Genomic DNA, 25,438 nt, shown 5'->3' on the forward strand with positions numbered 1-25,438 from the left:
AACATCTCTTTGTGACGCATGAGCGTCACGGAATCGCTCCGTGCCCGGCCTCACGCGCTTAACCGGCTCAACTTATCCTCTGCCAGCCTTTTGCGACAGTTTGATTTCATCGATCTTGCAAACTGGCATGTTATGCTCCAGATGCAGGCGGGTCACACCCACTGGCCGAACCCGATTGGAGACGACGATGGCAGGCGGTAGCATTCCTCATTTCCAGAACGACGCGGGCCATCCGGTCATCGAGATCGGCGTCAAGGAATTCATGTGCACCGGCGCCAACCCGCCCTTCGATCATCCGCATGTGTTCCTCGACATGGGCGACGACAATGAAAAAGTCTGCCCCTACTGCTCGACGCTTTACCGCTATTCGCCGTCGCTGAAGGCGACGGAAACGCAGCCGGCCGGCTGCCTCTATGTCGATCAGGCTGCCTGAGCCTTTTCCAAACATGACTGAAGCACGGTCCCGGCAAATCGTCATAGCCGGGGCAGGCATCGCCGGGCTGACGGCAGCGCTCGCCTTTGCAGCCCGCGGCTTGCCGGTGAAACTGTTCGAGCAGGCCAAGCAGCTCCAAGCGGCCGGCTCGGGCCTCCAGCTGTCTCCGAATGCGACCCGCATCCTGCGCCGGCTTGGCGCACTGGACCGCCTGTTGCCCAACGCGGTCCGGCCCGAAGCGGTGGTGTTGAAGGATGCCAGAAGCCTGCGCGAGCTGGCGCGCGTGCCGCTTGGACAGGCGGCCGAGCAGCGCTGGGGCGCGCCCTATCTGGTGGCGCACCGCGCCGACCTGCAGGCGGCCCTGACGGAGGAAGTGGCGGATCGGCCCGATATCGAGCTCGTTACCGGCGCGCGGTTGACAGGCATTGCCGCCGACCCGGCAAGCGTGACCGCGACGGTCGAGATCGACGGCAAAACCATGCCGGTTGCAGCCGGCCTGCTGGTGGGAGCCGATGGCGTCTGGTCGACGGTTCGCACGCAGCTTGCGGCCCGGGACCCCGCCTTCACGAAAAGCCGCTTCTCGGGCAGACTGGCCTGGCGCGCCACGGTGGCGGTCGACAGCCCTGCCGGGCAGGCTTTTGCCGAGATCGGCGCGGCGGGCTGCGTCACAACCTTTCTGCATCCCGGCTTCCATTTGGTCGCCTACCCGGTGAGCAAGGGCCGCACCGTCAACCTAGCCGCCTTCACCAGAGGCGAACGCATCGCGGAAGGCTGGTCGGGCCATGCCGACCCGGCCATCCTGTCCAATGCCATGCGTGGTACCGCGGCGATGCTCGCAAGGCTCGTCGCGCTGGCGGGGCCATGGACGGCGTTTCCAATGCACACTGTGCAGCAACAGCGCTGGGCGATCCCGCAAGGCATCGCGCTGATCGGCGACGCCGCGCATGCCATGACACCGTTCGCGGCGCAGGGCGCGGCCATGGGGATCGAAGATGCCTCGATGCTCGCCAATCTGGTCGCCGACTTTCCCGGCGATCCGGCCCACAGCCTCGCCGTCTGGGAAAATCTCAGGCGGCCGCGCGTCGAAAGGGTACTCAAGCGCGGCGCGCTCAATCGCCTCGCCTGGCACGCCTGGGGACCGGTGGCGGTCGCCCGCAATCTGGTGCTGGCGACGCGGCCTGCGGAAAAGCTCGCGGCGGATCTGGACTGGCTCTACGGGTGGGAGGAGCGGAAGGTGGTGCGGCGGTAGGAGGCGTCCGCAGATCTCTGAAAGCGGCCGTCAATCGTACAGCCTCAATGACCACCACAGCGATACCGGGATCGGGTTCCACCAGCCGGTGCGGAGGCCGGCGGTGCGCAGTCCCGCCGCCGTCCAGGTGTTGCAGCCGACCAGCGCGTTGAAATGGCCGTCGGCTTCGTAGAAACGGTCATAGGTTGAATAACCCGAGTTCTCGACCACCATGGGTCCATTCGGCCCCTGCCGGAAACTCGCAGCGATATAGTCGAGCAACGCCACGAAATGCGCCTCGCCGATGTCGAAGCCAGCGACATCCGGATGAGGGTCCTTGATCGCGCCGGCGACATCGACATGCATCACCGAGGCATCGAGCGTCAGCGCTTTCAGAACCGGCACGGCCTTCAATTGCGACCACGTCGGCGTCTCCAGGTAGAAGGCGCGACCGCCCCAGCCGAAGACGATGTAGCGTGCATCCGGGACATCCATCGGCAGACCGGCATCGGCCAGAAAGGCGAAGCGCCGGCGCACGCCATCGTCGAGGGGCACGGCGATGTCGGTATGGATCGGGTTCTTCAGGACAAGGATGTGCCGCGTCCCCTCGCCTTCGGCTATCGCAGGCCAGAGCGGGCGCGGCACCAGCGCGCCGAGCGCGACGGCGAGTGCCACCGCTGCGACCAGCATCGCAAGGTATCGCAGCGCTCTTCTCATCGGGCGCGATAAGTCGGTCGCCTCGTGATTTCGTCATCCTCGGGCTTGACCCGAGGATCCATGCCGTGGCCGCTCAGTGCAGGATCTGGCTGAGGAACAGCTTCGTCCGCTCATGGCGCGGATGATCGAAGAACTCGGCCGGCGTGTTCTGCTCGACGATCTGGCCCTGATCCATGAAGATCACCCGGTTGGCGACCTTGCGGGCAAAGCCCATCTCGTGGGTGACGCACAGCATCGTCATGCCCTCTTCCGCCAGACCCACCATCGTCTCCAGCACTTCCTTGATCATCTCGGGATCGAGCGCCGAGGTCGGCTCGTCGAACAGCATGATGCGCGGATTCATGCACAGCGAGCGCGCGATCGCCACACGCTGCTGCTGGCCGCCGGAGAGCTGGCCCGGATATTTGTTGGCCTGTTCCGGGATCTTGACGCGCTTGAGGAAATGCATGGCGATTTCCTCGGCCTGCTTCTTCGGCATCTTGCGCACCCAGATCGGCGCCAGCGTGCAGTTTTCCAGGATGGTCAGATGCGGGAACAGGTTGAAATGCTGGAACACCATGCCGACCTCGCGGCGCACCTCGTCGATCTTCTTCAGGTCGTTGGTGAGTTCCTTGCCGTCGACGATGATCTTGCCCTTCTGATGCTCTTCCAGCCGGTTGATGCAGCGGATCATGGTCGACTTGCCGGAGCCGGACGGACCGCAAATGACGATGCGCTCGCCGCGCATCACCTTGAGGTTGATGTCCTTCAGCACATGGAACTCGCCATACCATTTGTGCATGCCGACAATGTCGATGGCGACATCGGTGGTCGAGATGTGCATCTTCTTGGCATCGACCTTCAGGTCTTCCGCGCTGACGGCGTTTTCGGTGGCCATGGCCAATTCCCCTTATCGTTGTTCTTGATGCATGTCCCAAAACCACTCCACGGTTTTGGGCGACATGCATCAGCGTTTGTAGCCGGTGTCGAGCCGGCGTTCGGTGTACATTGAATAGCGCGACATGCCGAAGCACAACAGCCAGAAAACAAAGGCGGCAAAGATCAGGCCGGACTTCGGGGTCTGCGGCGTCGCCCAATTCGGGTCGGCGAAATTCTGCTTCACCACGCCGAGCAGGTCGAACATCGAGATGATCAGGACCAGGCTGGTATCCTTGAGCATGCCGATGAAGGTGTTGACGATGCCGGGGATGACCAGCTTCAGCGCCTGCGGCAGCACGATCAGGCCCATCTTCTGCCAATAGCCGAGGCCGAGCGAGTCGGCGCCTTCATACTGGCCCTTCGGGATCGCCTGCAGGCCGCCGCGCACCACTTCCGCCATATAGGCGGCGGCAAACAGCGAGACACCGATCAGGGCCCGCAGGTATTTGTCGAAGCTGACGCCTTCCGGCAGGAACAGCGGCAGCATGACGCTGGCGAAGAACAGGACCGTGATCAGCGGAATGCCGCGCACCGTCTCGATGAAGACGACGCATAGCCATTTGATGATCGGCATCTTCGAACGCCGACCGAGCGCCAGCACAATGCCCATCGGCAGCGACACGGCAATGCCGACGAAGGACAGGCTGAGCGTGACCAGCAGCCCGCCCCAACGCGGGGTTTCGACATGCGGCAGGCCGAACACGCCGCCGACCAGCAGGAAGAAGGCGACGATCGGCAGCGCCACGAAGAGCAGAAGCGCGTTCAGTCCCTTGCGCGGCACGCGCGGGATCAGCATCGGCACCAGCAGCGCGACGAACAGGACGGCGACCAGAATCGGCCGCCAGCGCTCCTCGATGGGATAGGTGCCGAACATGAACTGGCCGAACTTGGCGTTGACGAAGGCCCAGCAGGCGCCGGTCCAACCGTCGGGCTGGATGCCGCCTTGCGAAGCGGTCGTGCATACCGTGCGGTCCGGGCCGGTCCAAACGGCGTTGATGAAGGCCCAGTTGATGATTTGCGGCAAGACCCAAAGCACGATGGCGATGCCCAGCACCGTGAGGATGGTGTCGCCGACCGAACCGATCAGGTTCTTGCGCACCCAGGCATAGGCGCCGCGTTCGGTAGGCGGCGCCGGCTGCGCCAGCGCCATCTCGGTGCGCACCCAGGACATGTCGTGTTCCTGCATGACCCTACCTCTCCACCAGTGCCATTCTGGCGTTGACGATGTTCATGACAAAGGACGTCACGAGACTCAGCACCAGATAGGCGATCATCATGATGAACACGCCCTCCACCGCCTGCCCGGTCTGGTTCAGCACGGTGCCGGCGGTGGCTGTCAGATCGGGATAACCGATGGCAATGGCCAGCGATGAGTTCTTGGTCAGGTTGAGATACTGGCTGGTGAGCGGCGGGATGACGATGCGCATTGCCTGCGGGATCACCACCAGCCGCAGGATCGGAGCGGAGCGAAGGCCAAGTGCCGCTGCCGCCTCGGTCTGGCCCTTGCTGACGCCCCTGATGCCGGCGCGCACGATCTCGGCGATGAAGGCCGCGGTGTAAAAAGACAGCGCCAGCAGCAGCGACAGGAACTCCGGCTTGATCCAGAAGCCGCCGGTCAGGTTGAAGGTCGACTGCTTCGGGAAATCGAAGGTGAGCGGCATGCCGCCGAGCAGGAAGGCAAGCATCGGCAGGCCGATGATGAGGGCGACCGACGTCCAGAACACCGGGAATTGCTGGCCGGTTGCCCGCTGCCGCTGCCGCGCCCTGTGGGCGACGAACCAGGCCATCGCGATGGCGAGCAGCAATGCGACGCCGATCAGCCAGGAACCATCTCCCCAGACGGCGCGCGGCAGATAGAAGCCGCGCTGGTTGAGGAAGGAGCCGAGGGGCAGATGGATGCTCTCGCGCGGCGGCGGCAGCACGGCGAGCACGCCGGAATACCAGAAGAAGATGACCAGCAGCGGCGGAATGTTGCGGAAGACCTCGACATAGATCGTGCAGATCTTGCGGATCAGCCAGTTCTGCGACAGGCGGCCTATGCCGATGAGGAAGCCGACGACAGTGGCAAGCACGATGCCTGCGACGGCAATGATGATCGTATTGAGCAAACCGACGACCAGCGCGCGGAAATAGGTCGAGTCGGACGTGTAGGCGATTGGCGTGTCGGAGATGTCGAAGCCGGCCCTGCTCTTCAGGAAGCCGAAGCCTGAGGCAATGTGCAGGCGCTGGAGGTTTTCGATGACGTTGTGGACGATCCACCAGATCGAGCTGAACAGAAGGATCACAACCAGCGTCTGAAAGAACAGGCTGCGTATTCTCGGGTCATTGATGAAGGAGCCGCGGCTCGGCTCCTCGCGAAGGATTTCCTGCGAAGCCATGGACCGTCCCCTGGAAAGAGAAACCGGGAGGCAGACGACCTGCCTCCCGGATCACGTTTCAATCAGCGGATCGGCGGGCCGTATTGCAGGCCGCCCTTGGTCCACAGCGCGTTGATGCCGCGGGCGATCTTGAGCGGGCTGCCCGAGCCGACATTGCGCTCGAACATTTCACCATAGTTGCCGACAGCCTTGACGATGTTCACGACCCAGTCGTTGGAAAGGCCGAGATCGGCGCCGTACTTGCCGTCCGGCTCGGTGCCGAGAAGGCGCTGGATGTTCGGGTCGGTCGAGGTCTTCATCTCCTCGACATTCGCCTGGGTGATGCCGGCTTCCTCGGCGTTGAGCAGCGCGAAATAGGTCCAGCGTGCGATATGCGCCCACTGGTCGTCGCCCTGGCGCACGGCCGGGCCGAGCGGCTCCTTGGAGATGATCTCGGGAAGCACGACATGGTCGGCCGGCGAGGACAGCGTCAGGCGGATGCCATAAAGGCCGGACTGGTCGGTGGTGTAAGCATCGCAGCGGCCGGCGTCATAGGCGGCGTTGACCTCTTCCAGCTTCTCGAACACGACGGGATTGTATTCCATCTTGTTCTTCTTGAAGTAGTCGGCGAGGTTGAGCTCGGTCGTGGTGCCGCTCTGCACGCAGACGGCGGCGCCCGAAAGCTGCAACGCGGAGTTCACGCCCGGCAGCTTCTTGGCGTTGATCATGAAGCCCTGGCCGTCATAGTAGGTGACGCCGACGAAATCGAGGCCGAGCGCGCTGTCGCGGTTGCTGGTCCAGGTGGTGTTGCGCGACAGGAGGTCGATCTCGCCCGACTGCAGCGCGGTGAAACGCTCCTTGGCGCTGAGCGGCGTGAACTTGACCTTGGAGGCGTCACCGAAAACGGCGGCCGCAACGGCGCGACAGAAGTCCGCGTCGATGCCTTTCCAGTCACCCTTGTCGTCCGGCGCCGAAAAGCCGGCGAGACCGGTCGAGACGCCGCACTGAAGAAAGCCCTTCTGCTTCACGGTATCGAGCGTGCCTGCCGAAGCGGCGGACGCCATGAACCCGAGCGCGGCGGCGCCAAGAATGCCGATTGCAATGTGTTTCATGACCCACATACCCTTTTCTGTTACAGGCGCCCCTGCTGCCAGGCGACGCTTGATCTTTTTTCGTTTGTGAATGCAGCTCCCACTTCAAGGCCCACTCCCGGACCCGCATCGATTGCCGATGCGCTGCCTCCCATTCACGAAGCGCATCGAAGGCGATTATTCCTGTGAGGTCAAGGGAAATGACCGAATTGCGACGCGTTTGAAAAGCAATTGCCGCAAATGCCTGAAATGCAGACAGGAGCACCATGAAACCGGCAGGCGATGCGAATAAATCAGCCAAGTTCCGGCAGCGCGAACCCAGGAGCCGACGGCGGAATCCGCTTCGGCAATAGCGGTGCTTTATTGGGCGCGGGCGGGCCAGGATTGGCCCAGCCGAAGACCGGCTTTTGGCGGGCCTGGCGCGGTTGCGCAGGCTTGGCCGCCGCTTTATGGCTGATCCCCTGACATTCGACCCCTTACATCAATTGGCTGGCGACGACCCATGGCTAAAGACGGCATCCAAATCGGTACCAACACACTGCTTGCCCATTCCGGCAACAACCCGCGCGACTATTTCGGCTTCGTCAACCCGCCGGTCGTGCACGCCTCCACGGTGCTTTACCCCGATGCCGCCTCGATGGCCGGACGCAGCCAGAAATACACTTACGGCACGCGCGGCACGCCGACTATGGATGCGCTCACGCTCGCCGTCGACGCACTGGAAGGCTCGGCCGGCACCATCGCGGTGCCTTCGGGACTGGCGGCGGTGACGGTGCCGCTGCTCGCCTTCCTCGCCGCCGGCGACCATCTGCTGATCGTCGACAGCGTCTACCACCCGACGCGCCAGTTCGCCGATACGATGCTGAAGCGGCTTGGCGTCGAGGTCGAGTATTACGACCCGCGCATCGGCGCCGGCATTTCTTCGCTGATCAGGCCCAACACCAGGGTGGTGTTCACCGAATCGCCGGGATCGAACACCTATGAGGTCCAGGACATACCGGCGATCGCGAAGGCGGCGCATGAAGCCGGCGCGATCGTGATGATGGACAACACCTGGGCGACGCCGCTCTATTTCAAGCCGCTCGACCACGGCGTCGACATCTCGATCCATGCGGCGACGAAATATCCGGCCGGCCATTCCGACGTGCTGCTTGGCACGGTGTCGGCCAACGAGACCCATTGGAAGCAGCTCTTTGATGGCTTCTGCACGCTCGGCTGCTGTTCGGGACCCGACGACATCTACCAGGTGCTGCGCGGCCTGCGCACGATGGGCGTGCGGCTCGAACATCACCGCAAGTCCGCGCTCGATATCGCGCGCTGGCTGGAGGAGCAGGCGGGGGTCGCGCAGGTGCTGCACCCGGCGCTGGAAAGCCATCCCGACCATGCGCTCTGGAAGCGCGATTTCTGCGGCTCGAGCGGCGTCTTCTCGATCGTGCTCGACGGTGGCGGCCAGAAGGCCCAACACGCCTTCCTCGACGCGCTCAAGATCTTCGGCCTCGGCTATTCCTGGGGCGGCTATGAGAGCCTCGCCGTGCCGGTCCACCTCGGCGACCGCACGCTTGCCAAGGGTTCGTATGCCGGTTCGCTGATCCGCCTGCAGATTGGCCTTGAGGATGTCGAAGATCTCAAAGCCGACATCGCGCGTGGGCTGGCCGCGGCGGCCGCCGCCGGCTGACAGGCCGACCGGCGGACGCCGCCACACTTGCAGCGGCAGACACGTCTTGGCCGAAGCGACAGCATAGCGCCGCAATCAACTCGGGAACCTTTTGCCGGCAGGCGCATCAAATTCCGGATGCACTGTGGGGAGATCGGAGCGAGATGAGAAGGCCTGCTATTGAAGCCGCCGGGATTGGCGAGACCGAGGCCGGCGACATGGCGCTGGTGCGCCGGGCCCTTGCGCGCGATCCAGCTGCGGTCCGCGCCATCATCAAGACGCACAACCAGCGGCTCTATCGCATCGCACGCGGCGTGGTGCGCAACGACGCCGAGGCCGAGGATATCGTGCAGGAGGCTTATATGCGCGCCTTCGCCAGTCTCGACGCCTTTCGCGGCGAGGCCTCGCTTTCGACCTGGCTGTCGCGCATCGTCATCAACGAGGCGCTCGGCCGGCTGCGCAAGCGCAGGCGCGTCGTGGCGATGCCCGAGAACCCGGAGGCGCGGATCATCCCGTTTCCCCTGAATCCAAGCGACGATCCGGAGCGGACAATGGCGCAGCGGCAGATCCTCGGGCTTGTCGAACGGGCGACCGACAGCCTTCCCGATGCCTATCGCGGTGTTTTCGTCGCCCGTGTCATCGAGGGCCTCAGCATCGAGGAAACAGCCGACCTTCTGGGCATCCGGCCGGAGACGGTGAAAACCAGGCTGCACCGGGCGCGCAGCCTGGTGCGCAAGGCGCTGGACGACGAGATCGGCCCGGTGCTGCTCGACGCCTTCCCCTTCGCCGGCCGGCGCTGCGAGCGGCTGACCCGGGCGGTGATGGGAAGGCTGGGATTCGAGCCCTGATCTTGGTCTTTCCCGGGAACGTTTCGTTCTCGCCCGCATCCAATGGCAGTCAACACAAGATGAAGCCCGAGGCCACGCCGACGGGCGAAGGAGATGCCATGTTCACGCGACCGACCGCCGCCCTAGCCGCCCTTTTCTTCGTAAGCGCCGCGCCACCGGCACCAGCCGCCGAAAAGCCCACCGACCCGCAGATCGCCCACATCGCCTATACGGCCGGCTCGATCGACATCGAGGCGGCCAAGCTGGCGATCAAGAAATCCAAGAACAAGGAGGTCGTCGACTTCGCCAAGGACATGGAGCGCGACCATGAGGCGGTGAACAACCAAGCGCTTGACCTGGTGAAGAAGCTGAAGGTCACGCCCGAGGACAATGACACCAGCAAGGCGCTGGCCAAAGCCGCAAAAGAAGAGCGCGCCAAGCTGGCGAAGCTCAAGGGTGCCGACTTCGACAAGGCTTACATCGAGAACGAAGTGGCCTATCACAAGCAGGTCGACGCCGCGCTCGAAACTCTGCTTATCCCGTCGGCAAGCAATGCCGAGCTGAAGAGCCTGCTGGAGACCGGGCTCAAGATCTTCCAGGGGCATGAGCAGCATGCCGAACATGTCGCCGGCATGCTGAAATGAGGCCGCCGCTTCTTGGCTCCGCACTGGCGTTGGCGCTGGGCGCATCGCCAGGTTTCGCGGCGACCATCGAGGTGACGATCGACAAGCTGGTCTTTTCGCCGGCAAGCGTTCAGGCCAAGGTCGGCGACACGATCGAATGGACGAACCGGGACGTGTATGCCCACACCGCGACGGTCAAAGGCGGCTGGGATGTGATGATCCCGGCAAAGTCGAAGGGCAGGGTCACGCTGAAGACGGCAGGAGCGGTCGACTATTTCTGCCGCTTCCATCCGAATATGAAGGGCCGTATCGAGGTGACCCCTTAACCTGCTGCCCCCCTGCCTGGCGCTGGGAGAGCGAGGCGCACGCGGCGTCTCGCTTGCCTGGCGGCAATCTTCCGAATGCCGGCGCGCAACCCGCCCTGCCGGCCGCGGCCCGCCGCTATACTGCGCCAATGCACCCCTAGCCGAAGCGGGGACATTCCGGCGAGTTGCGCAGCCGATACCACAAACCATCGTAACGCCTTGACGCGATTGACAAAGCCCGGGCCGCTGATGGCATGTCCTGCGCAGCGCGACGCGCAATAATATTCTCTCCAGCTGCGAATACACGGATTGGTTTGGCTTCCAAATCCGTGACTTCAGCGTCATTGCGAGCAACGCAATTCCACCCATTCGACCAAGGCCTGCCATGGCGTCCCGCCTCTTTGTTCCAATCCTTGCCGGCGCGACGCTTCGCGAACGGCTGCTTGCCTGCATCGGCGCCGTGATCGGTATCGCGCTGACCGGCGTGATCAGCGGATTGGTGATGGGCAAAGGCGCGGATGTTGCGATGCTGGTGGCGCCGATGGGCGCGTCCGCGGTGCTGCTTTTTGCCGTGCCGTCGAGCCCGCTGGCGCAGCCCTGGTCGATCATCGGCGGCAACACGATTTCGGCGCTGGTCGGGGTGACGGTGGCGCATTTTGTGCATGACACGGTGATCGCCTCCGGCCTTGCAGTGGCGCTGGCGATCGCCGCCATGTCGTTCACGCGATCATTGCATCCGCCAGGCGGCGCCGCCGCGCTTACCGGCGTGCTCGGAGGGCCGGCGGTTGCCGCGGCCGGTTTCCTGTTTCCCTTCGTGCCGGTGGCGCTGAATTCAACCATCCTGGTCGCGCTCGGTTTCCTCTTCCACAAGCTGTCGCGCCGCAACTATCCCCATGTGCATCAACCCGCCGCCAGTGGCCACGGAACAACCGACCGGCCGCCGGCCGAGCGCGTCGGCTTCCGGCCCGAGGACGTCGATGCGGCGCTCTCGGCGCTCGACGAAACCTTCGACATCGACCGTGATGACCTGGAGCGCCTGCTGCGCCAGGTCGAGCTGCAGGCGATGGTGCGCTCGCAACGCACGCTGCTTTGCCGAGACATCATGTCCCGCGATGTGATCTCGGTGCCGGAGACGGCTTCAGCCGACGAGGCGCGCAACCTTTTGATCGACCACAACATCCGCACCTTGCCGGTCGTCGACGCGGAAGGACGGCTCACCGGTGCAATCGGCCTGCGCGAGCTGACGAGACCGACCGACACGGTGGGAGGAGTGATGTCGAAAGCAAGCACCGCCTTGCCCGACATGCCGGCGATGAGCCTGCTGCCGGCGCTGACCGACGGGCGCAGTCATGCGGCGGTGATCGTCGATGGCGGCCGGCATATACTCGGGTTGATCACGCAGACCGACCTGCTGGCGGCGGCCGCTCGCGTGCAGCTGGCGGGCGAGGCGCCGTCGAAAGCGGTGGCCTAGGAGCAATCCCAGGAAAAGTGTGACACGGTTTTCCGTCTGGAATTGCGCAAAAAACAAGGAGATGGAGCGGTTCGGCGCTTTCGTGAACGTCGAGCCGCTTCAGGCAAGGCATCAGGCAGGCAAGCCAGCCGCCCGGCCGAGACGGCGCGTGGCGCGCGCGGCCTTGTCCGGCCGGGCGACATGCGCCCATGAATTGTCATAGACCGCCTGCCTCCGCTCGATCCAGGCGCTCAAGCCTTCGCGCAGGTCCGCAGTTGGGGCCACGCGGGCGAATTGCTCGGCCTCCACCAGCAAGCCTTCCGCGATGCTCGAGTTGATGCCGCGCGCCACCGCTGTGAGGACGCTGGCGACCGCCGTCTGCGAATGACCGACGATGCGGCGAGCAAGATCAAAGGCCGCTCGCATCAGCTCTTCGTGCGGCACGACCTGGTTGACCAGGCCAAGCTCGGCGGCGCGTCCGGCCGAAAATGTATCGCCGGTCAACAGCAGCTCCAGCGCACGCTTGCGGCCGGCCAGCCGCGGCAGGCGCTGCGTGCCGCCGAAAGTCGGCGGCATGGCAAGCTTGATCTCCGGCTTGGCGAACAAGGCGCGCTCGCTGGCGACGGCCAGCGGCACCGCCTCCGTGATCTCGCAACCGCCGCCAAAGGCGAGACCGTTGACAGCGGCGATCACCGGCTTGCGGAACGCTTCCAGCCGCGCCGTCAGACGCTGGCCGCGCATGACGAAATCGCGCAGCGCGGCATCGGTGCCCTCGGCCACGCTCAACGAGAATTCGTGGATATCGCCGCCGGCTGAAAAGGCGCGCTCCCCTGCCCCTGTGAGGATGATGGCGCGCACGTCATCATCCGTCTCGATCAGGTCGAGGCGCGACAGCAGCCGGTCGATCAGCGCGTAATTCAGCGCGTTCAGCTTGTCGGGGCGGTTGAGAGTGAGGATCGCAACGCCGTCACGCGTCTCGCTCAGTAGAAGGTCGGTCATGGCTTTTTCCTTTCCGGTGGTTCGGCGGGATAAGGAGCAGGCTTTCGGTTGCTTGTATATTCACTAGTCGGTATACTTGCGCGATGAGCGAAAGGACCAATCCCACGCGAAAACGCCTTGTCGACGCGGCGACCAAGCTTTTCTATGCCGAAGGCATAGGCCGCGTCAGCGTCGACGCCGTGGCCGAAAAGGCAGGACTTACCAAGCGCACGCTCTACTACCATTTCAAGAGCAAGGACGATCTGATCGCGGCCTATCTCGATGGGCGCGACCAGCCTAATCTCGAGCAGATGGCGGGCTGGTTCGACGCGGCGGAGGGCGGCGCGGACAAAAAGGTCGAGGCGATCTTCACCAACCTGGCGCGGGTTGCCCGCCATCCCAGATGGAAGGGCTGCGGCTTCCTGCGCACGGCGGCCGAGCTGGCGGCGATGCCGGGACATCCGGCGGTGAAGGCTGGAGCACGCCACAAGACCAATTTCGAGAAATGGCTGGCCGGCGCGCTTTCAAGCCACGATGTCGCCCAGGCCAAGATGCTGGCGCGCGAGATCGTGCTTTTGATGGACGGCGCCTTTTCCAGCATGCTGATCCATCACAATCCCGACTACGTCAATGCCGCCGGACATGCCGCCGCGACGCTGATACGGGCTAGGATGGCAGGCAAACACGCAGCTTAAATCGTAGCTCCCGGCGCGTCGATCGAAGCGTCCGAGGGCAGCCTCTTCAGGACAAGGCCAGCCAGGCGGTGCCGGCGAGAAGCGTCACCAGCGTCAGCGGCAGGCCGACCTTAGCTGCGAGGCGACTTGACCGCTCGTAAAAAACAAGGCCCGCGAGGGCCTTGTCGCAATACTTCCATTGTAGGGGTCGGCGGTTACTTCCCCGCCAACTGCTTGGCATTCTCCGAAGTGATGGCGGTTGTATCAACAGTCACCGTCGCATCCACCGATGTCGCGCAGTCGAGCAGGATCTTCTTCGACATCTCGATCGCTTCCTTGGCGCCGGTTGGGTAAGTGAAGGTCGCCGCCCAATCGCCCTTGGCCACCGCCTCGATGCCGCCGGCCGGCCCAGGCAGGCCGTCGGTGCCAATGATTTTGACGTCTTTGCCGGCACCCTTGGCGGCCAGCAGCGCGCCCGCCGCCATCATGTCGTTCGAGGCATAGAGGACCTTGATGTCGGGATGCGCCTGAAGCATCGCGGCAAAGGCGGTCTGGGCTTTATCCGGAACCCAGTCGGCGGCCTGCTCGGCGACGATCTGGATCTTTGAGTTCGCCTTCACGCCTTCCTTGAAGCCGTTGAGACGCTCCACCGCCGGTGTCGAGCTCGGCAGGCCTTCCAGCACCGCCGCCTCGCCGCCGTCGGGCAACAGCTTCGTCGCCGTGAACTTGCCGGCTTCCTCGGCGATCTTGAAGTTGTCGCCGCCGATGAAGGCAGTGTAGTCTTTGCCGGGATCGCCCACCGTCTTGCGGTCGAGCTCGATCACCGGAATGCCGGCATCCATGGCGCGCTTGACGGCTGGCGTCAGCGGAGCGGCCTCGAAGGGCGAGATCAGCAGGACGTCGACCTTCTGGGTGATGAAATTGTCGACCTGGGACGTCTGCGTGTTGACGTTGCCGGCACCGTCGGCGATCTGCAGCGTGAAGCCCGGCACTTCCTTGGCCGCCGCCGTCAGCTCGTCGTTGACGTGCTGTCGATAGGGCTCGGCATTGTTGGCCTGTGAAAAGCCGATGACGAACTGGCCGTCCTTGGCGCAGGCCTTCACCAGCGGCTCGGCCGCCTGGGCCACGCCGGCGATGCAAAGGCCGGCACCGGCCAGCAGCGCGGCCCGAAGGACGCGCGATCCTCTCAGTGTGGTTCTCATGCTCAGTCTCCTCCTTGTCCGGCTCGAGGTGCCAGACCTTTGGTTGCTCTTTCGGGACGCTGCCGCCGACTCGCCTATCGACCCAATCCCTCGCGGCGGCGAACGAGGGATTGAAGCACTGCCGCCAGCACGATGATCGCGGCGGTCGCGAGCAGTTGCGTGGCGGGGGTGATGTTGTTGAGTTGAAGGATGTTGGCCAAAGCGCCGAGCATGATGGTGCCGGCGACGGTGCCGACCATGGAGCCGGCGCCGCCGAACAGACTTGTGCCGCCGATGACGACGGCCGCGATGGCCGTCAGTTCATAGCCCATACCATCGTTGGCACTGCCGAAATTGAACTGGCCGGCATGGACGATGCCCGCAAGTGCCGAGGCAAAGCCGGTGATGGCGTAGACCGAAATCCTCACCATGGACACAGGCACGCCGGAAATGCGGGCGGCGCGGTCGTTGCCGCCGACGGCATAAACGTAGCGGCCGAAGCGCGTGGTGTTGAGCAACAGCGTGGCAATCGCGGCGAAGATGATGAAGACGATGGTCGCCACCGGCACGGTGTTGTCGAACAGCCGCTCGCCCAGCACCGCGAAGACCGGCGGCGCCAGGCCCGGGCCGTCGCCATAGGAAATGTTGATATACTGGTTGCCGGACACGATCAGCGCCAGGCCGCGTGCCGCCTGCAGGCCGGCCAGTGTGACGATGAACGGCTCCAGACGGAAGCGGGAGGAGATCGTGCCCTGTACGACGCCGAAGACGATGCCCATGACGAGCACGGCGAGGATGGTCGGGATTAGCCCGAAACCGCCGGAGATCATCATCGAGGCGGTGACGACGCTGGAAAGCCCGAGCACCGCGCCGACCGAAAGGTCGATGCCGGCGGTGATGATGACGAAGGTCATGCCGATGGCGATGATACCGGTCTCGGACACTGCGCGCACGATATTGGCGATGTTGTCGGGGTTGAGAAACAATATCTCGCCGTGGCGCCGGGGCGAGAAGATGACGCCGCCGATCGCCACCAGCACCAGGCCTATCAGGCTCTGAAAACGCACGACAATGGCCAGTGGGTCGACGCGATGTCTGGGCGCTGCCGTGGCTGGAACCGCCGGGTTGGCCGCCACCGAAATCTTCTGGTCCGACATCAGGCCTCCCTGCCGTTAGCCGCGGCAAGCACAGTGTGCTCGTCGACGCCGCCGTTGAATTCCGCCACATTGCGCCCCTGACGCAGGACCACGATGCGGTCGCAGAGTCCGATCAGCTCCGGCATCTCGCTCGATGCGACCAGAATACCCAGCCCTTGCGCGGCAAGTGCTCTGAGCCTCGCATAGATCTCGCCCTTGGCGCCGACATCGACGCCGCGGGTCGGCTCGTCCAGCAGGAGCAGGCGCGGGTTGCCGAGGATTTCCTTGGCCAGCACGACCTTCTGCTGGTTGCCGCCCGACAGCGCTCCGACGGCGATATCCGGGTTTTTCGGGCGGATATCGAACTGGCCGAACGACCGCGCCACCGCCTCGGCCTGGCGGCGCGGCGACATTAGTCCGGCCGGCGATATGCGACGGATCACTGACATCACCAGATTAAGGCCGACAGCCATGCGTAACATCAGGCCGCTGCCGCGCCGGTCGTCGGTGACGAAGGCGATGCCGGCCTTGCGCGCGGCGTTAATGGAATCGAGCCTCACCGGCTTGCCGTCGACCGCCACCTCGCCCTGCCAGCGGCCAGCGAGGCCCGTGCCGTAAAGCGCGGAGAGCAGTTCGGTGCGCCCCGCCCCCATGATCCCGGCCAGGCCGACGATCTCGCCTTCCCTGACCTCGAGCGAGACGCCAGTCGGAGGCTGCCAACCGGCGCTTTCCCGGACGAGCCGGAAGCTGGCATCCCTAAGGGTGAGCAGTGGCTTGCCGGCGCTCCTGGCGCGTTCGGGATAGAGCTCGTCCAGCGGCCGCCCGACCAGCAGGCGCACCAGTTCGGCCTGGGGCGCGTGCGGCTCAGTGATGCCGGCGACACGGCCGTCGCGCATCACCGTCACGCGATCGGCGATCTCAGGCACTTCCTCCAGCCGGTGCGATATGTAGATGATGCCGACGCCCGAGGCGGCAAGCTTCCTCATGATCTCGAACAGACGTTCGACCTCGCCGACGGTAAGCGCCGCCGTCGGTTCGTCCATGATCAACACGCGGGACGCATAAGACAGCGCCTTGACGATCGCCACCACCTGGCGCTGACCGATCGATAGGTCAGCGACAAGGCGCGCCGGGTCGATGGCGAGGTCGATCGCCTCAAGCCGCCGCTTGGCCTCACGACGCATCGCAGGCACGTCGAGCACGGCGCCCTGCCGCATCAGCTCGCGACCGAGGAAGAGGTTCGCCGCGACATCGAGCGAGGGCACGAGATCGAGTTCCTGGAAGATGGTGGCGATGCCGGCGGCCTGCGCCTCGCGTGGGTTGTTGAAGGTGACCGACTTGCCGTCAATGTGGATCTCGCCCTCGTCCGGCGTGTAGACGCCGGACAAAAGGTTCATCAGCGTCGACTTGCCGGCACCGTTCTCGCCGAGCAACGCGTGGATCTCGCCAGCCTTCAGATCGAAGTCGACGCCGCGCAACGCCTGCACGCCGCCGAAACGCTTTACGGCGCCGGTGACGGAAAGCAGCGGCGCGCTCATATCGACCTCCTGTTGACCGGCCTCGCGCAGGATTCGCGGGCCTGCAGCGTCGCTTTAAGCCGCACAGCGCGTGGCGGGGCATGGCTGGATGCGATGCGCTCGCTGAGCAGCGTTGCCGCCTGGCGGCCGATCTCGGTGCAAGGCTGTTCGACCAGCGTCAGCCTGGGCTCGAAGCAGTCGGCCCATTCGAAATCGTCGAAGCCGACAAGCGAGAGGTCGCGCGGGATCGAAAGACCTTTCTCGCGGATAGCGCGGACTGCCCCGATCGTCGTCATGTTGTTGCCGGTGACCAATGCGGTGGGCGGCGCGGGCAGCGACAGGATCGCATGCGTCGATGCCGTGGCGCTCGCCGTGTCGACATTCTCCGGCGAGACATAGTGCGGCAGGCATTCAAGTCCATTGGCGGCGAGCGAGGCGTGGAACGCGTCGACGCGCTCGCGCGTGGTGGCGAGGCCCGGCTGGCCGGCGATGTAGCCGATGCGCCGGTGGCCGAAGGATGCGACATGGTCGATCAATGCCCGCATCGCCGTCTCGTTCTCGACACCGATCTGGTCGAAGCGGTCGTCGGCGAAGCGGTCGATCAAGACGCAAGGCAGCTTCTTGTCGGCGAGATAGGCGATCGCGCGCTCGGGCGAGCCGGACGGCGCCAGGATGACGCCGTCGACGCGGCGCTGGTGGAAGGCGCGCACGACCTGAAGCTCGCGGTCCGGGTCTTCCTGCGTATCCGACAGGAACACCATCAGGCCAAGGCGCGCGCATTCTGCCTCGACCGCGCAGATGATATCGGTGAAGTAGGGATTGGAGATGGCCGAAATGGCGAGCCCGACGCTGTTGGTCGAGGCGACTTTCAGTGAGCGCGCCAGCTCATTGGGCTGATAGCCCATGGCGGCAATGGCATCGTTGATGAGCTGCGCCTTTTCGGGCGAGACGAAACGCGTGCGGTTGACAACATGCGAGACGGTCGAAACCGAGACGCCGGCGCGGCGCGCGACCTCAGCCATGGTCGGCATGGCGGCTCGTGCGGAGTGCTCGCAAGCGCTCCCTCCCTAATCTCGCGTTTCCCGTCCGCTCTCCGGCGGATCTGAACGAACCATAGAGATCGAAACGTTTGCGCAATCGTTTCGATGACTTTGCGCAGAATATCTTCGAGCTTGAGGAAGCTCGGTGGCTAGAAGGTGAACGCCAGCCAGGCGGTGCCGGCGAGAAGCGTCACCAGCGTCAGCGGCAGGCCGACCTTGAAGAAGGCGGAGAAGGAAAGCTCCTTGCCGGCCGCCTTCGCCTGCTCGGCGACGATCAGGTTGGCGACCGAGCCGAGCAGCGTGAAATTGCCGGCCAGTGTCGAGCTCATCGCCACCACCAGCCAGGCGCGCTCCGGGTTCTCCAGCCCGGGAATGAAGGGGCGCAGCGCCAGCACCGCCGGCACATTGCTCATGATGTTGGAAAGCACCGCGGTGAAGCCGGAAAGCCGCCAGACATCGTCGAGGCCTATGTTCTTCGCCCAGGCGATCATGTCGGGCGTGAGCAGCGTGCGCTCGGCGCCCGCCACCACCACGAACAGGCCGGCGAACATGAAGAGCAGCGGCCCGTCGATCTCGCGATAGATGCGCCGAGGCTTGATTGCTCGGGTGACGAGCAGGAAAGCGCCGGCAATCAGCGCCGCCTTGGCGACGGGAACGCCGGCGAAGAAGGCGAGCGCCAGCAGCACGCAGACAATGGTGGCCTTCAGCACCTGTCCGGGCAGCATGCGGCCTCGATACACTTCCGGGCTGAGTTCGGCGGGGCGGGAGAATTCGGCGCGGTAGACGATGCGTATGATGACGATAACGCAGAGCAGGCTGAACAGGGCCACAGGCGCGAGCGCCAGCGTGAAAGCCGGATAGGAAATGCCGGACAGCGCGCCGATCACCATATTCTGCGGGTTGCCGGTGATGGTGGCGACGCTGCCGCAGTTCGAGGCGGTGCAGGTGGCGATGAGGTAAGGCACCGGATTGCGGTTGATGACGCGGGTGACATGGACGACGATCGGCGCCATCACCAGGCAGATCGCGTCATTGACCAGGAAGGCGGAGAGCACGCCGGTCAACAGCGTCACCATGACCAGAAGCATGAAGGGCGCATGGGCGTGCTCGATGGCAAAGCCGCCAAGTGCACGAAACGCACCCGAAACCTTCAGATGCGCGACCACGATCATCATACCGAGGAGCAGCGTGATGGTGTCGAAATTGATGGCCTTGTAGGCATCCTCGATACCGATCGCGCCGATGGCGATCATGGCGGCACCGCCGAGCAGGGCGATCCCGGCGCGGTCGAGGCGCAACCCGGGAATGCGGCCGACCGCGACGCCGGCATAGGTAAGCACGAGGATTAAAAGCGCGCCCGCGCCGGTCCATGTCATTGCAAGAAGGTTCCCGTTGCCTGCCCTGTCCGCCGGAATCAGACGGGGCGGCCTCACATTTAGCAAGGGCGGCGGAAAGGGAAAGCGTGCAAGCGCACCAAAACGGGGTGACGCTTTCATGGCTTTCACATTCATAAACCCTAATGTAAAGAACAGTGAATTAACATATCTGACCGATAATCCAGGCGTTGGGGACTAAACGGATGAATACGGTCGTTGAAGCGGAACATCGCGTCCCGTCGCGGGAGGAATTGATGCGTCCGCAGGAATGCCCCCGCTGTCACGGGGCCAAAAAAGTTTTCGTTTGCGCGCGTTGGCTGAGTTCGAACGGCCATTGCTGTCCGGAGGGCACGCACAGGCTTAACTGTCCAGGACACAGCATCGTCTGTCTCGAATGTAGCGGGCGCGGCAGCTAGCGGTACCCGATAGCCGCCGATAGACCACAGCGTCGCCGTGGCGGAATCCCGTACCATGGCATTGTCCAAGGCGGCCGTCATTAAAGTTTGACATAGCCAGGTCCGCCGGGGCTTTTGCGATCATTGCCCCTTGGACTTGGCTATTGCCTTGCGCTTCACCGGCGCCTACCACTTGGAGAATTTCACGATTTTCCGCAGGCCACTGCAAAGCAATGATCGTCCGACTGCGACGCGCCCTGCGATGGCAAGCGCTCCCGCTTCTTGCCGGCTTTGCCGTTGTCGCGCTGATCATAACCGCGCGAGCCATTCTTGCCGAAGCGCAGATCGCCGACCGCAACGCCAGCCGCGAAGCGATCGAAACCCAGCAATTGCTGTCGAGCCTGCTTTCGCTGGCTCAGGACGCCGAAACCGGCCAGCGCGGCTATCTGCTTACGGGCGACAAGAGCTATCTCCTGCCGTATCAGCATGCGGTCGAGGCGCTGCCGGCGCTGCTCAAGCGCGTCGATGAGAAGGTTCCGGTCGGCAGCGATCGGGCGCAACAGGTGCTCGGCATCAAGGACGCGCTTGCCCACGAGCAAGCGGAGCTCGCTGAGACGATCAGGCTCTACGATGCGGGCAACACGGCGAAAGCGCTGGAGATCGTGCGCGGCGGCAGGGGCAAGCTGGACATGGACCAGATCCGCGCCAACATCGATGCGATCCGGCGCATCGACGGCGCGAGCCTCGCTGCCCGTGCCGAGCGGATGGAACAGATCGAAGGCTGGCTGCGCGTCGGCTCGTTCGCGGCGCTGCTGGGCATCTTGCTGCTCGGCATCTACACGATTCGCCAATCCAGCCGCCGCTTCCGGGAGGTGGCCGCCGCGCAGGACGCATTGAGCGCCAAGAATACGGCGCTGCTCAACGAGATCGAAACGCGTGAGAAGGCGGAGTCGCAGCTTCGCCAGGCGCAAAAGATGGAGGCGGTGGGTCAGCTCACGGGCGGCATCGCACATGATTTCAACAATATGCTGGCCGTCATCACCAGTGCCATGAACCTCGCGCAGCGCAAGCTCGCTCGCGGCGAGCACGACGTGCTGAGCTTCGTCGAGGCGGCGGCAGATGCCGCGGCACGCGCCGCCAACCTCACCGCCAGGCTGCTTGCCTTTTCCAGGCAGCAGCCGCTGGCGCCCCAGATCGTCGATGCCAATCGCCTTGTCACCGGCATGTCGGACCTTTTGCGGCGCACGCTCGGCCATGCGATCGAGATCGAAACGGTGCTGGCCGGCGGGCTTTGGAAGACGCATGTCGACCCGAGCCAGCTCGAGAACGCCATCATCAACCTGGCAGTCAACGCGCGCGACGCCATGGATGAAGAGGGCAAGCTCACCGTCGAGACCGCCAACTGCCATCTCGACGAGGCCTATGCGGCGGCGCATCCTGAAGTGAAGGCCGGTCAGTATGTCATGATCGTGGTGACGGATACCGGCGCGGGCATGTCGCCAGACATCATGGCCAGGGCTTTCGAGCCATTTTTCACCACCAAGCCCGCGACCAAGGGAACGGGGCTGGGGCTCAGCCAGGTGTTCGGCTTCGTCAAGCAGTCCGGCGGACACGTCAAGATCTATTCGGAGCCCGGCGAAGGCACGGCAATCAAGATCTATCTTCCTCGCTTCACCGGTCCGGAGGAAGCGGTGCAGCCGGTGAAGGCCGGCGGCAGGAGCGATGTTCCGGCAACTGAAACCGTGCTGCTCGTCGAGGACGATGCCCGCGTGCGCGCTTCGACGGCCGCTGCCTTGCTGGAGCTCGGCTATACCGTCATCGAAGCCGCGGGCGGTGACGAAGCCTTACAAAAACTCGGTCAGAACGCCGCCATCGCGCTGATGCTGACGGATATCGTGATGCCGGGCATGAACGGCCGGCAACTCGCCGAACAGGCTCGCAGGCAATCCCTCTCCCTGAAAGTGGTGTTCATGACCGGCTTCACGCGCAACGCCGTCGTGCACAACGGCGTGCTCGACCACGATGTGCACTTCATCGCCAAGCCGTTCACGCTGGAGCAGCTGGCGGCGAAGCTCAGGGAGGCGCTGGCTTGATTTGTCCGGCCTGATGGCTCTGGCTGTTCTTAAATCCGTCCGAGCACGACCAGAATAATGACGATGACAAGAATCAACCCGAGACCGCCGCCGCCATAATAGCCGGTGCCATAAAACGGCCCGCCCCCCAGGCCGCTGAAGCCGCCAAGCAAGGCCAGAATGAGAATGATGATAAGAATTGTGCCGAGACCCATGTTCTCTTCCTCTCTCTGAAGCGCAACCCGGCGCTTTTCATCACGAAATCAACTCGCAAGGGGCGCGCATGTTCCGCTCGGCTGCGGGCCGATGCTATTCGGCCGTGGCCGAGTGGGATGACACGATCGGCGGCCCGGGATTGGCTTCAAGCCCGATCGGGACCAAAAACATGAGTGCGATCGCAATCGCGATCGACGCGATGATGGCCGCGGTGCTGAATATGTCCTTCATGTTCGCATCCTGAATATTCAAAGGTGCTGAACAACGCTGCGCCATACCTCCCGTTCCACTTCGCCCTCGCGGAACCTTTTTCTGATGCGCGACGTTTGGGGCAGCCCGGTTAGGGCAACCCTGGGATAACGGAGGCTCACTTATGGGCGCATCGGTACTCATCGGCATCCTGATCACCTTCCTGGTGGTGATCCTGGTGCTCTATCTTGTGCAGCGCTTGCCGCTCGACGCCCGCGCGAGACAGATCGCGCAGATCATCGTCATCATCATCGGAATCATATCGTTGCTCAAATATCTTGCGGTCTTTTAGCCGCGGTCCATATTCGGTACGAAACTCCGAACCCTGGTGTCCATGAGAACCCTGTCGATCGCGCGCCTCGCCGGCAACTTGTTGAGCGCCGCCACGCTGCTGTGCCCCGCGAGCACCGCCCACGCCCGGCCGGATACGCGCGCCATGACTTGCGCGCAGACGCAGGCGCGGATCAAACGCGACCATGCGGTGGTTTTGACCACCGGTCCGGACACTTATGATCGCTTCGTGCGGCAATTCGGCAATGAGTGCGACTGGCCGGAAGTGCCAATATCGACGACCGTTCCCGCCAAGGACGGCGAGTGCCGCGTCTATCGGTGTGAGGAGCCGGTCGATCTTCCCGACCGATAACTGCCTCTTGCGATCCCGCGCGGAACCATAGCAACCTCATGCGGGTTGTAGGAGCCAGCAGCAGGACTGGCCGGCCGCGACTTGGTTCTGCGTGTAACAGCGGGAGGAACGGCAATGCCTGAAATCGCGCGCACCGGCAGTTGCCTGTGCGGCGGCGTGCAGTTCCGCGTGGCTGGCGAGCCGCGCCGGGTCGGCCTCTGCCACTGCAAGGATTGCCGCAAGACCAGCGGATCGGCTTTCCATGCCTATGCCGTATGGCCGCTTGAAGCCTTCGAAGCCAGCGGGATCACCAGCACCTATGGCGCTCGAAGTTTTTGCCCTACCTGCGGAAGCCGCGTTCCGTTCGTCGGCGAAGAGGAAGTCGAGGTCACGATCGGCAGCCTTGACGTCGCGCCGACCGAAGGACTGGTGCCGGAGTACGAGCTCTGGATCGGACGGCGCGAATCCTGGCTGCAGCCCCTCCCCGCGGCGCATCAGTTCGAGCATGACCGGGTCGCCGTTGATTCGGTCGCCGGCGATGAAATCGACCCCGGGCCACAGCAAAGGTCGGCCTAGGTCGGATTGCCGGCGGACTTAAGTCTGAACGGCAGTGACCCGTCATCCTGGAAAGCCTCCGGCGCTGCTCGGAAGGTGGCCGGTTGTCGATTGAGACGCCAAGCTTTTCTCCAAGCTGCGTCTCTTTTCAACCACCGGTAGGTTTGCCGGTCAATCAGCCGCCGATAGCATTCGCGATGAGTCGTGACCTGCACGTTTTCAGGCAGCGGCGTCCATGGAGCTTTATCCGCTTCGCGGAACTAAGATGTTTTAGCCACGCCTTTTTCCCAATACAACCTTTTGGTTTGCTTCTCCTGACGGCCGCTGTGTTCATCACGTCAAATACCAAGCTGCAGTTGCAATATCGAAGTGAAAATTCTTTAGGCTTAAGAAATTTTTTAAACCATTGCCTTTCTGGTTGTATCAAAATATGACGCCCGGACTTGCCACAGGCAGTAAGGCTTATGATTTCAGACCTTGTACAAAAGGCCACCTTTGTTTCTTTCGTTTTTTGCTACATAGTGCTGTCGAATCTTGAAACCGGACGGGGCGGTTTTCATGACGTCGGCGCCTGAACACGGCCGAAACATGCATATGCGGTATCCACCGATTGACGGGTTCTGGACTTGGGACGTCAAGCGTGACCGCGTCTATGGCGACGCCAACCTTTCAGACTATTTCGGTCTGACACTCGACGAATTCTCGCATGGCGCATCACTGGAACGGTGCATGCAAAGCATCGACGTGGATGACCGGCCCAGAGTCCGATTGGCGATCCGCAAGGCAATAGAACGCAAATCGGGCTTCAGGGAAGTCTACAGGGTCCGGTCAGAAAAGATGGGGCTGCGCAAGATCCTGGCCGTCGGCCAATGTTACGTAGACGGCGTGGGCGAGGCAGCGCTCTATCCTGGCTGGTTCGTCGATCTGACGAAGGACGCCACGTGCGAGGAACAGTCGCTGCGCGAGATCCACAATCACGTCGAACAAGCCAAGGACATCGCGCGATCGATCGGACACGACATATTGTCCTATCTTCTGGACAACGTCGAGGAAGAGGTAGAGCAGCGGCTTGACGGAAGGCTGAGGAGGCGAAGATCGTCCTGAGGCAGCTTTCGCCGATCGTTTGCGGGTTAGCTTCGCTTGCCGCGTCTGCCGACCTCAGCCGTGACCATGCGCGCGAAATGCGATTGGGGCGATCGGTGCTCGATAAGCCTGGCGCGCTCAAGCGCCGCATCGCCGTAAAATTCGATCAGCACCCCGGCTGCCCGGGCCGCATCGGCTTTCAAGCGGCCGAAATCGACTTGCCCGCTCTCGACCGAGGGCTCGCTCCTGGCAATCACGTCAAGCATGGCTTGCAACTTGTCAGGACTGCCGCCCTCGTCTTCGTTCATGGTCGCTATCCGATTGGGCGCGTAAAATATCGACATTTTCGCATAATGTCCAACAGGTTCGTTGGCCGGGCGTCAGTGCAACCGAGTGCAGCCACACCGCGTATGATGTTACAACTTTCATGCAAGCATAGTGATCCAGACTTATCGCGCAGACATTTGGGGGGCGCCCATGGACCAGCCTAGCAAAATGGAAAACCTGCAGTTTGCGCAGGGGATATTGCGAGAACTTCGCCAGAAGGCCGAAGCCGACGGCGAAAAACTCCTGACGTATCTCATCGACATGGCTTATCTCGAGGCCAGCGACCGCATCCGTGCCCACTGGATCGGCAGCCACGAACATGAAAGCCGCCGCGCCAAGGGCTGAGCCGCCCAAGGCAGTTCGGGGGAAGCGCACCGCGGTTTCCGCGCGGAATTTGCCTGGATCGATACCTGG

At 63.5% G+C, this 25,438-nt stretch carries 28 protein-coding genes; 15 read left to right on the forward strand and 13 right to left on the reverse strand.

Going from position 1 to position 25,438, the window contains the following annotated elements; translation table 11 throughout:
- Nucleotides 1–187 precede the first annotated feature (187 nt).
- Nucleotides 188–433 (forward strand): zinc-finger domain-containing protein, encoded by a 246-nt coding sequence (locus tag DPM35_RS27585; protein ID WP_027169907.1) that lies wholly within the window; start codon nucleotides 188–190, stop codon nucleotides 431–433.
- 13 nt (nucleotides 434–446) lie between these two features.
- Entirely contained in the window at nucleotides 447–1,682 is a 1,236-nt protein-coding gene (locus tag DPM35_RS27590) for an FAD-dependent monooxygenase (protein WP_112130334.1), read from the forward strand.
- A 30-nt stretch (nucleotides 1,683–1,712) separates the two neighbouring features.
- On the opposite strand, the gene DPM35_RS27595 is transcribed toward DPM35_RS27590, so the two are convergent.
- The 5 genes from DPM35_RS27595 to DPM35_RS27615 all read right to left on the reverse strand — a co-directional run bounded on the left by DPM35_RS27595 (nucleotide 1,713) and on the right by DPM35_RS27615 (nucleotide 6,765).
- On the reverse strand, nucleotides 1,713–2,378 hold the full coding sequence (locus DPM35_RS27595) for a TIGR02117 family protein (RefSeq protein WP_112130335.1): 666 nt from the start codon (nucleotides 2,376–2,378) through the stop codon (nucleotides 1,713–1,715).
- Between the two features lie 73 nt (nucleotides 2,379–2,451).
- On the reverse strand, nucleotides 2,452–3,255 hold the full coding sequence (locus tag DPM35_RS27600; protein WP_112130336.1) for an amino acid ABC transporter ATP-binding protein: 804 nt from the start codon (nucleotides 3,253–3,255) through the stop codon (nucleotides 2,452–2,454).
- A 69-nt stretch (nucleotides 3,256–3,324) separates the two neighbouring features.
- The gene (locus DPM35_RS27605) at nucleotides 3,325–4,482 is read right to left on the reverse strand and encodes an amino acid ABC transporter permease (RefSeq protein WP_112130337.1); all 1,158 of its coding nucleotides are present in this window, start codon (nucleotides 4,480–4,482) and stop codon (nucleotides 3,325–3,327) included.
- A gap of 4 nt (nucleotides 4,483–4,486) precedes the next feature.
- Nucleotides 4,487–5,674 (reverse strand): amino acid ABC transporter permease, encoded by a 1,188-nt coding sequence (locus DPM35_RS27610; RefSeq protein ID WP_112130338.1) that lies wholly within the window; start codon nucleotides 5,672–5,674, stop codon nucleotides 4,487–4,489.
- A 62-nt stretch (nucleotides 5,675–5,736) separates the two neighbouring features.
- Nucleotides 5,737–6,765, reverse strand: a complete 1,029-nt coding sequence (locus tag DPM35_RS27615; protein ID WP_112130339.1) for an amino acid ABC transporter substrate-binding protein — start codon at nucleotides 6,763–6,765, stop codon at nucleotides 5,737–5,739.
- A gap of 481 nt (nucleotides 6,766–7,246) precedes the next feature.
- Here DPM35_RS27615 and DPM35_RS27620 point away from each other — a divergent pair, with 481 nt between their 5' ends.
- The 5 genes from DPM35_RS27620 (at nucleotide 7,247) to DPM35_RS27640 (ending at nucleotide 11,624) form a co-directional block, all read left to right on the forward strand.
- Entirely contained in the window at nucleotides 7,247–8,419 is a 1,173-nt protein-coding gene (locus tag DPM35_RS27620) for a cystathionine beta-lyase (protein WP_112130340.1), read from the forward strand.
- A gap of 143 nt (nucleotides 8,420–8,562) precedes the next feature.
- Nucleotides 8,563–9,246 carry an RNA polymerase sigma factor gene (locus DPM35_RS27625; protein WP_112130341.1) on the forward strand — a complete coding sequence of 228 codons (684 nt, stop codon included), beginning with the start codon at nucleotides 8,563–8,565 and terminating at the stop codon, nucleotides 9,244–9,246.
- A gap of 98 nt (nucleotides 9,247–9,344) precedes the next feature.
- A complete protein-coding gene (locus tag DPM35_RS27630; protein WP_112130609.1) occupies nucleotides 9,345–9,869 on the forward strand; it encodes a DUF4142 domain-containing protein in 525 nt (174 codons plus the stop codon).
- Complete coding sequence (locus DPM35_RS27635) at nucleotides 9,866–10,174, forward strand: cupredoxin domain-containing protein (RefSeq protein WP_112130342.1); 309 nt, start codon at nucleotides 9,866–9,868, stop codon at nucleotides 10,172–10,174. Before DPM35_RS27630 ends, DPM35_RS27635 begins: the two co-directional genes overlap by 4 nt.
- 364 nt (nucleotides 10,175–10,538) lie before the next feature.
- On the forward strand, nucleotides 10,539–11,624 hold the full coding sequence (locus DPM35_RS27640; RefSeq protein WP_112130343.1) for an HPP family protein: 1,086 nt from the start codon (nucleotides 10,539–10,541) through the stop codon (nucleotides 11,622–11,624).
- Nucleotides 11,625–11,735: 111 nt separating this feature from the next.
- On the opposite strand, the gene DPM35_RS27645 is transcribed toward DPM35_RS27640, so the two are convergent.
- On the reverse strand, nucleotides 11,736–12,602 hold the full coding sequence (locus DPM35_RS27645) for a crotonase/enoyl-CoA hydratase family protein (RefSeq protein WP_112130344.1): 867 nt from the start codon (nucleotides 12,600–12,602) through the stop codon (nucleotides 11,736–11,738).
- 83 nt (nucleotides 12,603–12,685) lie between these two features.
- Here DPM35_RS27645 and DPM35_RS27650 point away from each other — a divergent pair, with 83 nt between their 5' ends.
- Entirely contained in the window at nucleotides 12,686–13,276 is a 591-nt protein-coding gene (locus DPM35_RS27650) for a TetR/AcrR family transcriptional regulator (RefSeq protein ID WP_112130345.1), read from the forward strand.
- A 194-nt stretch (nucleotides 13,277–13,470) separates the two neighbouring features.
- Here DPM35_RS27650 and DPM35_RS27655 read toward each other — a convergent pair whose 3' ends face one another.
- From DPM35_RS27655 to DPM35_RS27675, 5 genes are all read right to left on the reverse strand, one after another.
- Nucleotides 13,471–14,457, reverse strand: coding sequence for a substrate-binding domain-containing protein (locus DPM35_RS27655; protein ID WP_112130346.1), 987 nt, complete (start codon nucleotides 14,455–14,457; stop codon nucleotides 13,471–13,473).
- A gap of 74 nt (nucleotides 14,458–14,531) precedes the next feature.
- On the reverse strand, nucleotides 14,532–15,593 hold the full coding sequence (locus tag DPM35_RS27660) for an ABC transporter permease (RefSeq protein ID WP_112130347.1): 1,062 nt from the start codon (nucleotides 15,591–15,593) through the stop codon (nucleotides 14,532–14,534).
- Nucleotides 15,593–17,110 (reverse strand): sugar ABC transporter ATP-binding protein, encoded by a 1,518-nt coding sequence (locus DPM35_RS27665; RefSeq protein ID WP_112130348.1) that lies wholly within the window; start codon nucleotides 17,108–17,110, stop codon nucleotides 15,593–15,595. The genes DPM35_RS27660 and DPM35_RS27665 overlap by 1 nt, the downstream gene beginning before the upstream one ends.
- Nucleotides 17,107–18,120, reverse strand: coding sequence for a LacI family DNA-binding transcriptional regulator (locus DPM35_RS27670; protein WP_112130349.1), 1,014 nt, complete (start codon nucleotides 18,118–18,120; stop codon nucleotides 17,107–17,109). The genes DPM35_RS27665 and DPM35_RS27670 overlap by 4 nt, the downstream gene beginning before the upstream one ends.
- A 158-nt stretch (nucleotides 18,121–18,278) precedes the next feature.
- A complete protein-coding gene (locus DPM35_RS27675; RefSeq protein ID WP_112130350.1) occupies nucleotides 18,279–19,505 on the reverse strand; it encodes an anion transporter in 1,227 nt (408 codons plus the stop codon).
- Nucleotides 19,506–20,133: 628 nt separating this feature from the next.
- Between DPM35_RS27675 and DPM35_RS27680 the strand changes: the two genes are divergently transcribed.
- Entirely contained in the window at nucleotides 20,134–21,993 is a 1,860-nt protein-coding gene (locus DPM35_RS27680; RefSeq protein ID WP_245431673.1) for a CHASE3 domain-containing protein, read from the forward strand.
- Between the two features lie 29 nt (nucleotides 21,994–22,022).
- Here DPM35_RS27680 and DPM35_RS27685 read toward each other — a convergent pair whose 3' ends face one another.
- Complete coding sequence (locus DPM35_RS27685; protein WP_112130351.1) at nucleotides 22,023–22,187, reverse strand: DUF3309 family protein; 165 nt, start codon at nucleotides 22,185–22,187, stop codon at nucleotides 22,023–22,025.
- Between the two features lie 68 nt (nucleotides 22,188–22,255).
- Between DPM35_RS27685 and DPM35_RS32585 the strand changes: the two genes are divergently transcribed.
- From DPM35_RS32585 to DPM35_RS27705, 5 genes are all read left to right on the forward strand, one after another.
- On the forward strand, nucleotides 22,256–22,432 hold the full coding sequence (locus DPM35_RS32585) for a hypothetical protein (RefSeq protein ID WP_181592171.1): 177 nt from the start codon (nucleotides 22,256–22,258) through the stop codon (nucleotides 22,430–22,432).
- A 129-nt stretch (nucleotides 22,433–22,561) separates the two neighbouring features.
- Nucleotides 22,562–22,729 carry a Thivi_2564 family membrane protein gene (locus DPM35_RS27690; protein WP_095819989.1) on the forward strand — a complete coding sequence of 56 codons (168 nt, stop codon included), beginning with the start codon at nucleotides 22,562–22,564 and terminating at the stop codon, nucleotides 22,727–22,729.
- Between the two features lie 42 nt (nucleotides 22,730–22,771).
- Complete coding sequence (locus tag DPM35_RS27695; RefSeq protein WP_181592185.1) at nucleotides 22,772–23,080, forward strand: hypothetical protein; 309 nt, start codon at nucleotides 22,772–22,774, stop codon at nucleotides 23,078–23,080.
- A gap of 114 nt (nucleotides 23,081–23,194) precedes the next feature.
- Nucleotides 23,195–23,635, forward strand: coding sequence for a GFA family protein (locus DPM35_RS27700; RefSeq protein WP_112130352.1), 441 nt, complete (start codon nucleotides 23,195–23,197; stop codon nucleotides 23,633–23,635).
- A 573-nt stretch (nucleotides 23,636–24,208) separates the two neighbouring features.
- Nucleotides 24,209–24,718 (forward strand): PAS domain-containing protein, encoded by a 510-nt coding sequence (locus DPM35_RS27705; protein WP_146767999.1) that lies wholly within the window; start codon nucleotides 24,209–24,211, stop codon nucleotides 24,716–24,718.
- A gap of 26 nt (nucleotides 24,719–24,744) precedes the next feature.
- Here DPM35_RS27705 and DPM35_RS27710 read toward each other — a convergent pair whose 3' ends face one another.
- Nucleotides 24,745–25,005: a hypothetical protein gene (locus DPM35_RS27710; protein ID WP_112130354.1), complete on the reverse strand. Its 261-nt coding sequence runs from the start codon at nucleotides 25,003–25,005 to the stop codon at nucleotides 24,745–24,747.
- A gap of 169 nt (nucleotides 25,006–25,174) precedes the next feature.
- Between DPM35_RS27710 and DPM35_RS32250 the strand changes: the two genes are divergently transcribed.
- Complete coding sequence (locus DPM35_RS32250; RefSeq protein WP_127865372.1) at nucleotides 25,175–25,369, forward strand: hypothetical protein; 195 nt, start codon at nucleotides 25,175–25,177, stop codon at nucleotides 25,367–25,369.
- The last annotated feature ends 69 nt before the right edge of the window (nucleotides 25,370–25,438 follow it).

It is taken from the genome of Mesorhizobium atlanticum (genome assembly GCF_003289965.1).
In the GTDB taxonomy this organism is placed as follows: Bacteria; Pseudomonadota; Alphaproteobacteria; order Rhizobiales; family Rhizobiaceae; genus Mesorhizobium; species Mesorhizobium atlanticum.

Excerpts from the sequence above, each read along its gene's own strand:
- DPM35_RS27585 (WP_027169907.1), top strand. The coding sequence starts at position 188 with ATGGCAGGCGGTAGCATTCCTCATTTCCAGAACGACGCGGGCCATCCG.
- DPM35_RS27590 (WP_112130334.1), top strand. The coding sequence starts at position 447 with ATGACTGAAGCACGGTCCCGGCAAATCGTCATAGCCGGGGCAGGCATC.
- DPM35_RS27595 (WP_112130335.1), bottom strand. The coding sequence starts at position 2,378 with ATGAGAAGAGCGCTGCGATACCTTGCGATGCTGGTCGCAGCGGTGGCA.
- DPM35_RS27600 (WP_112130336.1), bottom strand. The coding sequence starts at position 3,255 with ATGGCCACCGAAAACGCCGTCAGCGCGGAAGACCTGAAGGTCGATGCC.
- DPM35_RS27605 (WP_112130337.1), bottom strand. The coding sequence starts at position 4,482 with ATGCAGGAACACGACATGTCCTGGGTGCGCACCGAGATGGCGCTGGCG.
- DPM35_RS27610 (WP_112130338.1), bottom strand. The coding sequence starts at position 5,674 with ATGGCTTCGCAGGAAATCCTTCGCGAGGAGCCGAGCCGCGGCTCCTTC.
- DPM35_RS27615 (WP_112130339.1), bottom strand. The coding sequence starts at position 6,765 with ATGAAACACATTGCAATCGGCATTCTTGGCGCCGCCGCGCTCGGGTTC.
- DPM35_RS27620 (WP_112130340.1), top strand. The coding sequence starts at position 7,247 with ATGGCTAAAGACGGCATCCAAATCGGTACCAACACACTGCTTGCCCAT.
- DPM35_RS27625 (WP_112130341.1), top strand. The coding sequence starts at position 8,563 with ATGAGAAGGCCTGCTATTGAAGCCGCCGGGATTGGCGAGACCGAGGCC.
- DPM35_RS27630 (WP_112130609.1), top strand. The coding sequence starts at position 9,345 with ATGTTCACGCGACCGACCGCCGCCCTAGCCGCCCTTTTCTTCGTAAGC.
- DPM35_RS27635 (WP_112130342.1), top strand. The coding sequence starts at position 9,866 with ATGAGGCCGCCGCTTCTTGGCTCCGCACTGGCGTTGGCGCTGGGCGCA.
- DPM35_RS27640 (WP_112130343.1), top strand. The coding sequence starts at position 10,539 with ATGGCGTCCCGCCTCTTTGTTCCAATCCTTGCCGGCGCGACGCTTCGC.
- DPM35_RS27645 (WP_112130344.1), bottom strand. The coding sequence starts at position 12,602 with ATGACCGACCTTCTACTGAGCGAGACGCGTGACGGCGTTGCGATCCTC.
- DPM35_RS27650 (WP_112130345.1), top strand. The coding sequence starts at position 12,686 with ATGAGCGAAAGGACCAATCCCACGCGAAAACGCCTTGTCGACGCGGCG.
- DPM35_RS27655 (WP_112130346.1), bottom strand. The coding sequence starts at position 14,457 with ATGAGAACCACACTGAGAGGATCGCGCGTCCTTCGGGCCGCGCTGCTG.
- DPM35_RS27660 (WP_112130347.1), bottom strand. The coding sequence starts at position 15,593 with ATGTCGGACCAGAAGATTTCGGTGGCGGCCAACCCGGCGGTTCCAGCC.
- DPM35_RS27665 (WP_112130348.1), bottom strand. The coding sequence starts at position 17,110 with ATGAGCGCGCCGCTGCTTTCCGTCACCGGCGCCGTAAAGCGTTTCGGC.
- DPM35_RS27670 (WP_112130349.1), bottom strand. The coding sequence starts at position 18,120 with ATGCCGACCATGGCTGAGGTCGCGCGCCGCGCCGGCGTCTCGGTTTCG.
- DPM35_RS27675 (WP_112130350.1), bottom strand. The coding sequence starts at position 19,505 with ATGACATGGACCGGCGCGGGCGCGCTTTTAATCCTCGTGCTTACCTAT.
- DPM35_RS27680 (WP_245431673.1), top strand. The coding sequence starts at position 20,134 with ATGATCGTCCGACTGCGACGCGCCCTGCGATGGCAAGCGCTCCCGCTT.
- DPM35_RS27685 (WP_112130351.1), bottom strand. The coding sequence starts at position 22,187 with ATGGGTCTCGGCACAATTCTTATCATCATTCTCATTCTGGCCTTGCTT.
- DPM35_RS32585 (WP_181592171.1), top strand. The coding sequence starts at position 22,256 with ATGTTCCGCTCGGCTGCGGGCCGATGCTATTCGGCCGTGGCCGAGTGG.
- DPM35_RS27690 (WP_095819989.1), top strand. The coding sequence starts at position 22,562 with ATGGGCGCATCGGTACTCATCGGCATCCTGATCACCTTCCTGGTGGTG.
- DPM35_RS27695 (WP_181592185.1), top strand. The coding sequence starts at position 22,772 with ATGAGAACCCTGTCGATCGCGCGCCTCGCCGGCAACTTGTTGAGCGCC.
- DPM35_RS27700 (WP_112130352.1), top strand. The coding sequence starts at position 23,195 with ATGCCTGAAATCGCGCGCACCGGCAGTTGCCTGTGCGGCGGCGTGCAG.
- DPM35_RS27705 (WP_146767999.1), top strand. The coding sequence starts at position 24,209 with ATGCGGTATCCACCGATTGACGGGTTCTGGACTTGGGACGTCAAGCGT.
- DPM35_RS27710 (WP_112130354.1), bottom strand. The coding sequence starts at position 25,005 with ATGAACGAAGACGAGGGCGGCAGTCCTGACAAGTTGCAAGCCATGCTT.
- DPM35_RS32250 (WP_127865372.1), top strand. The coding sequence starts at position 25,175 with ATGGACCAGCCTAGCAAAATGGAAAACCTGCAGTTTGCGCAGGGGATA.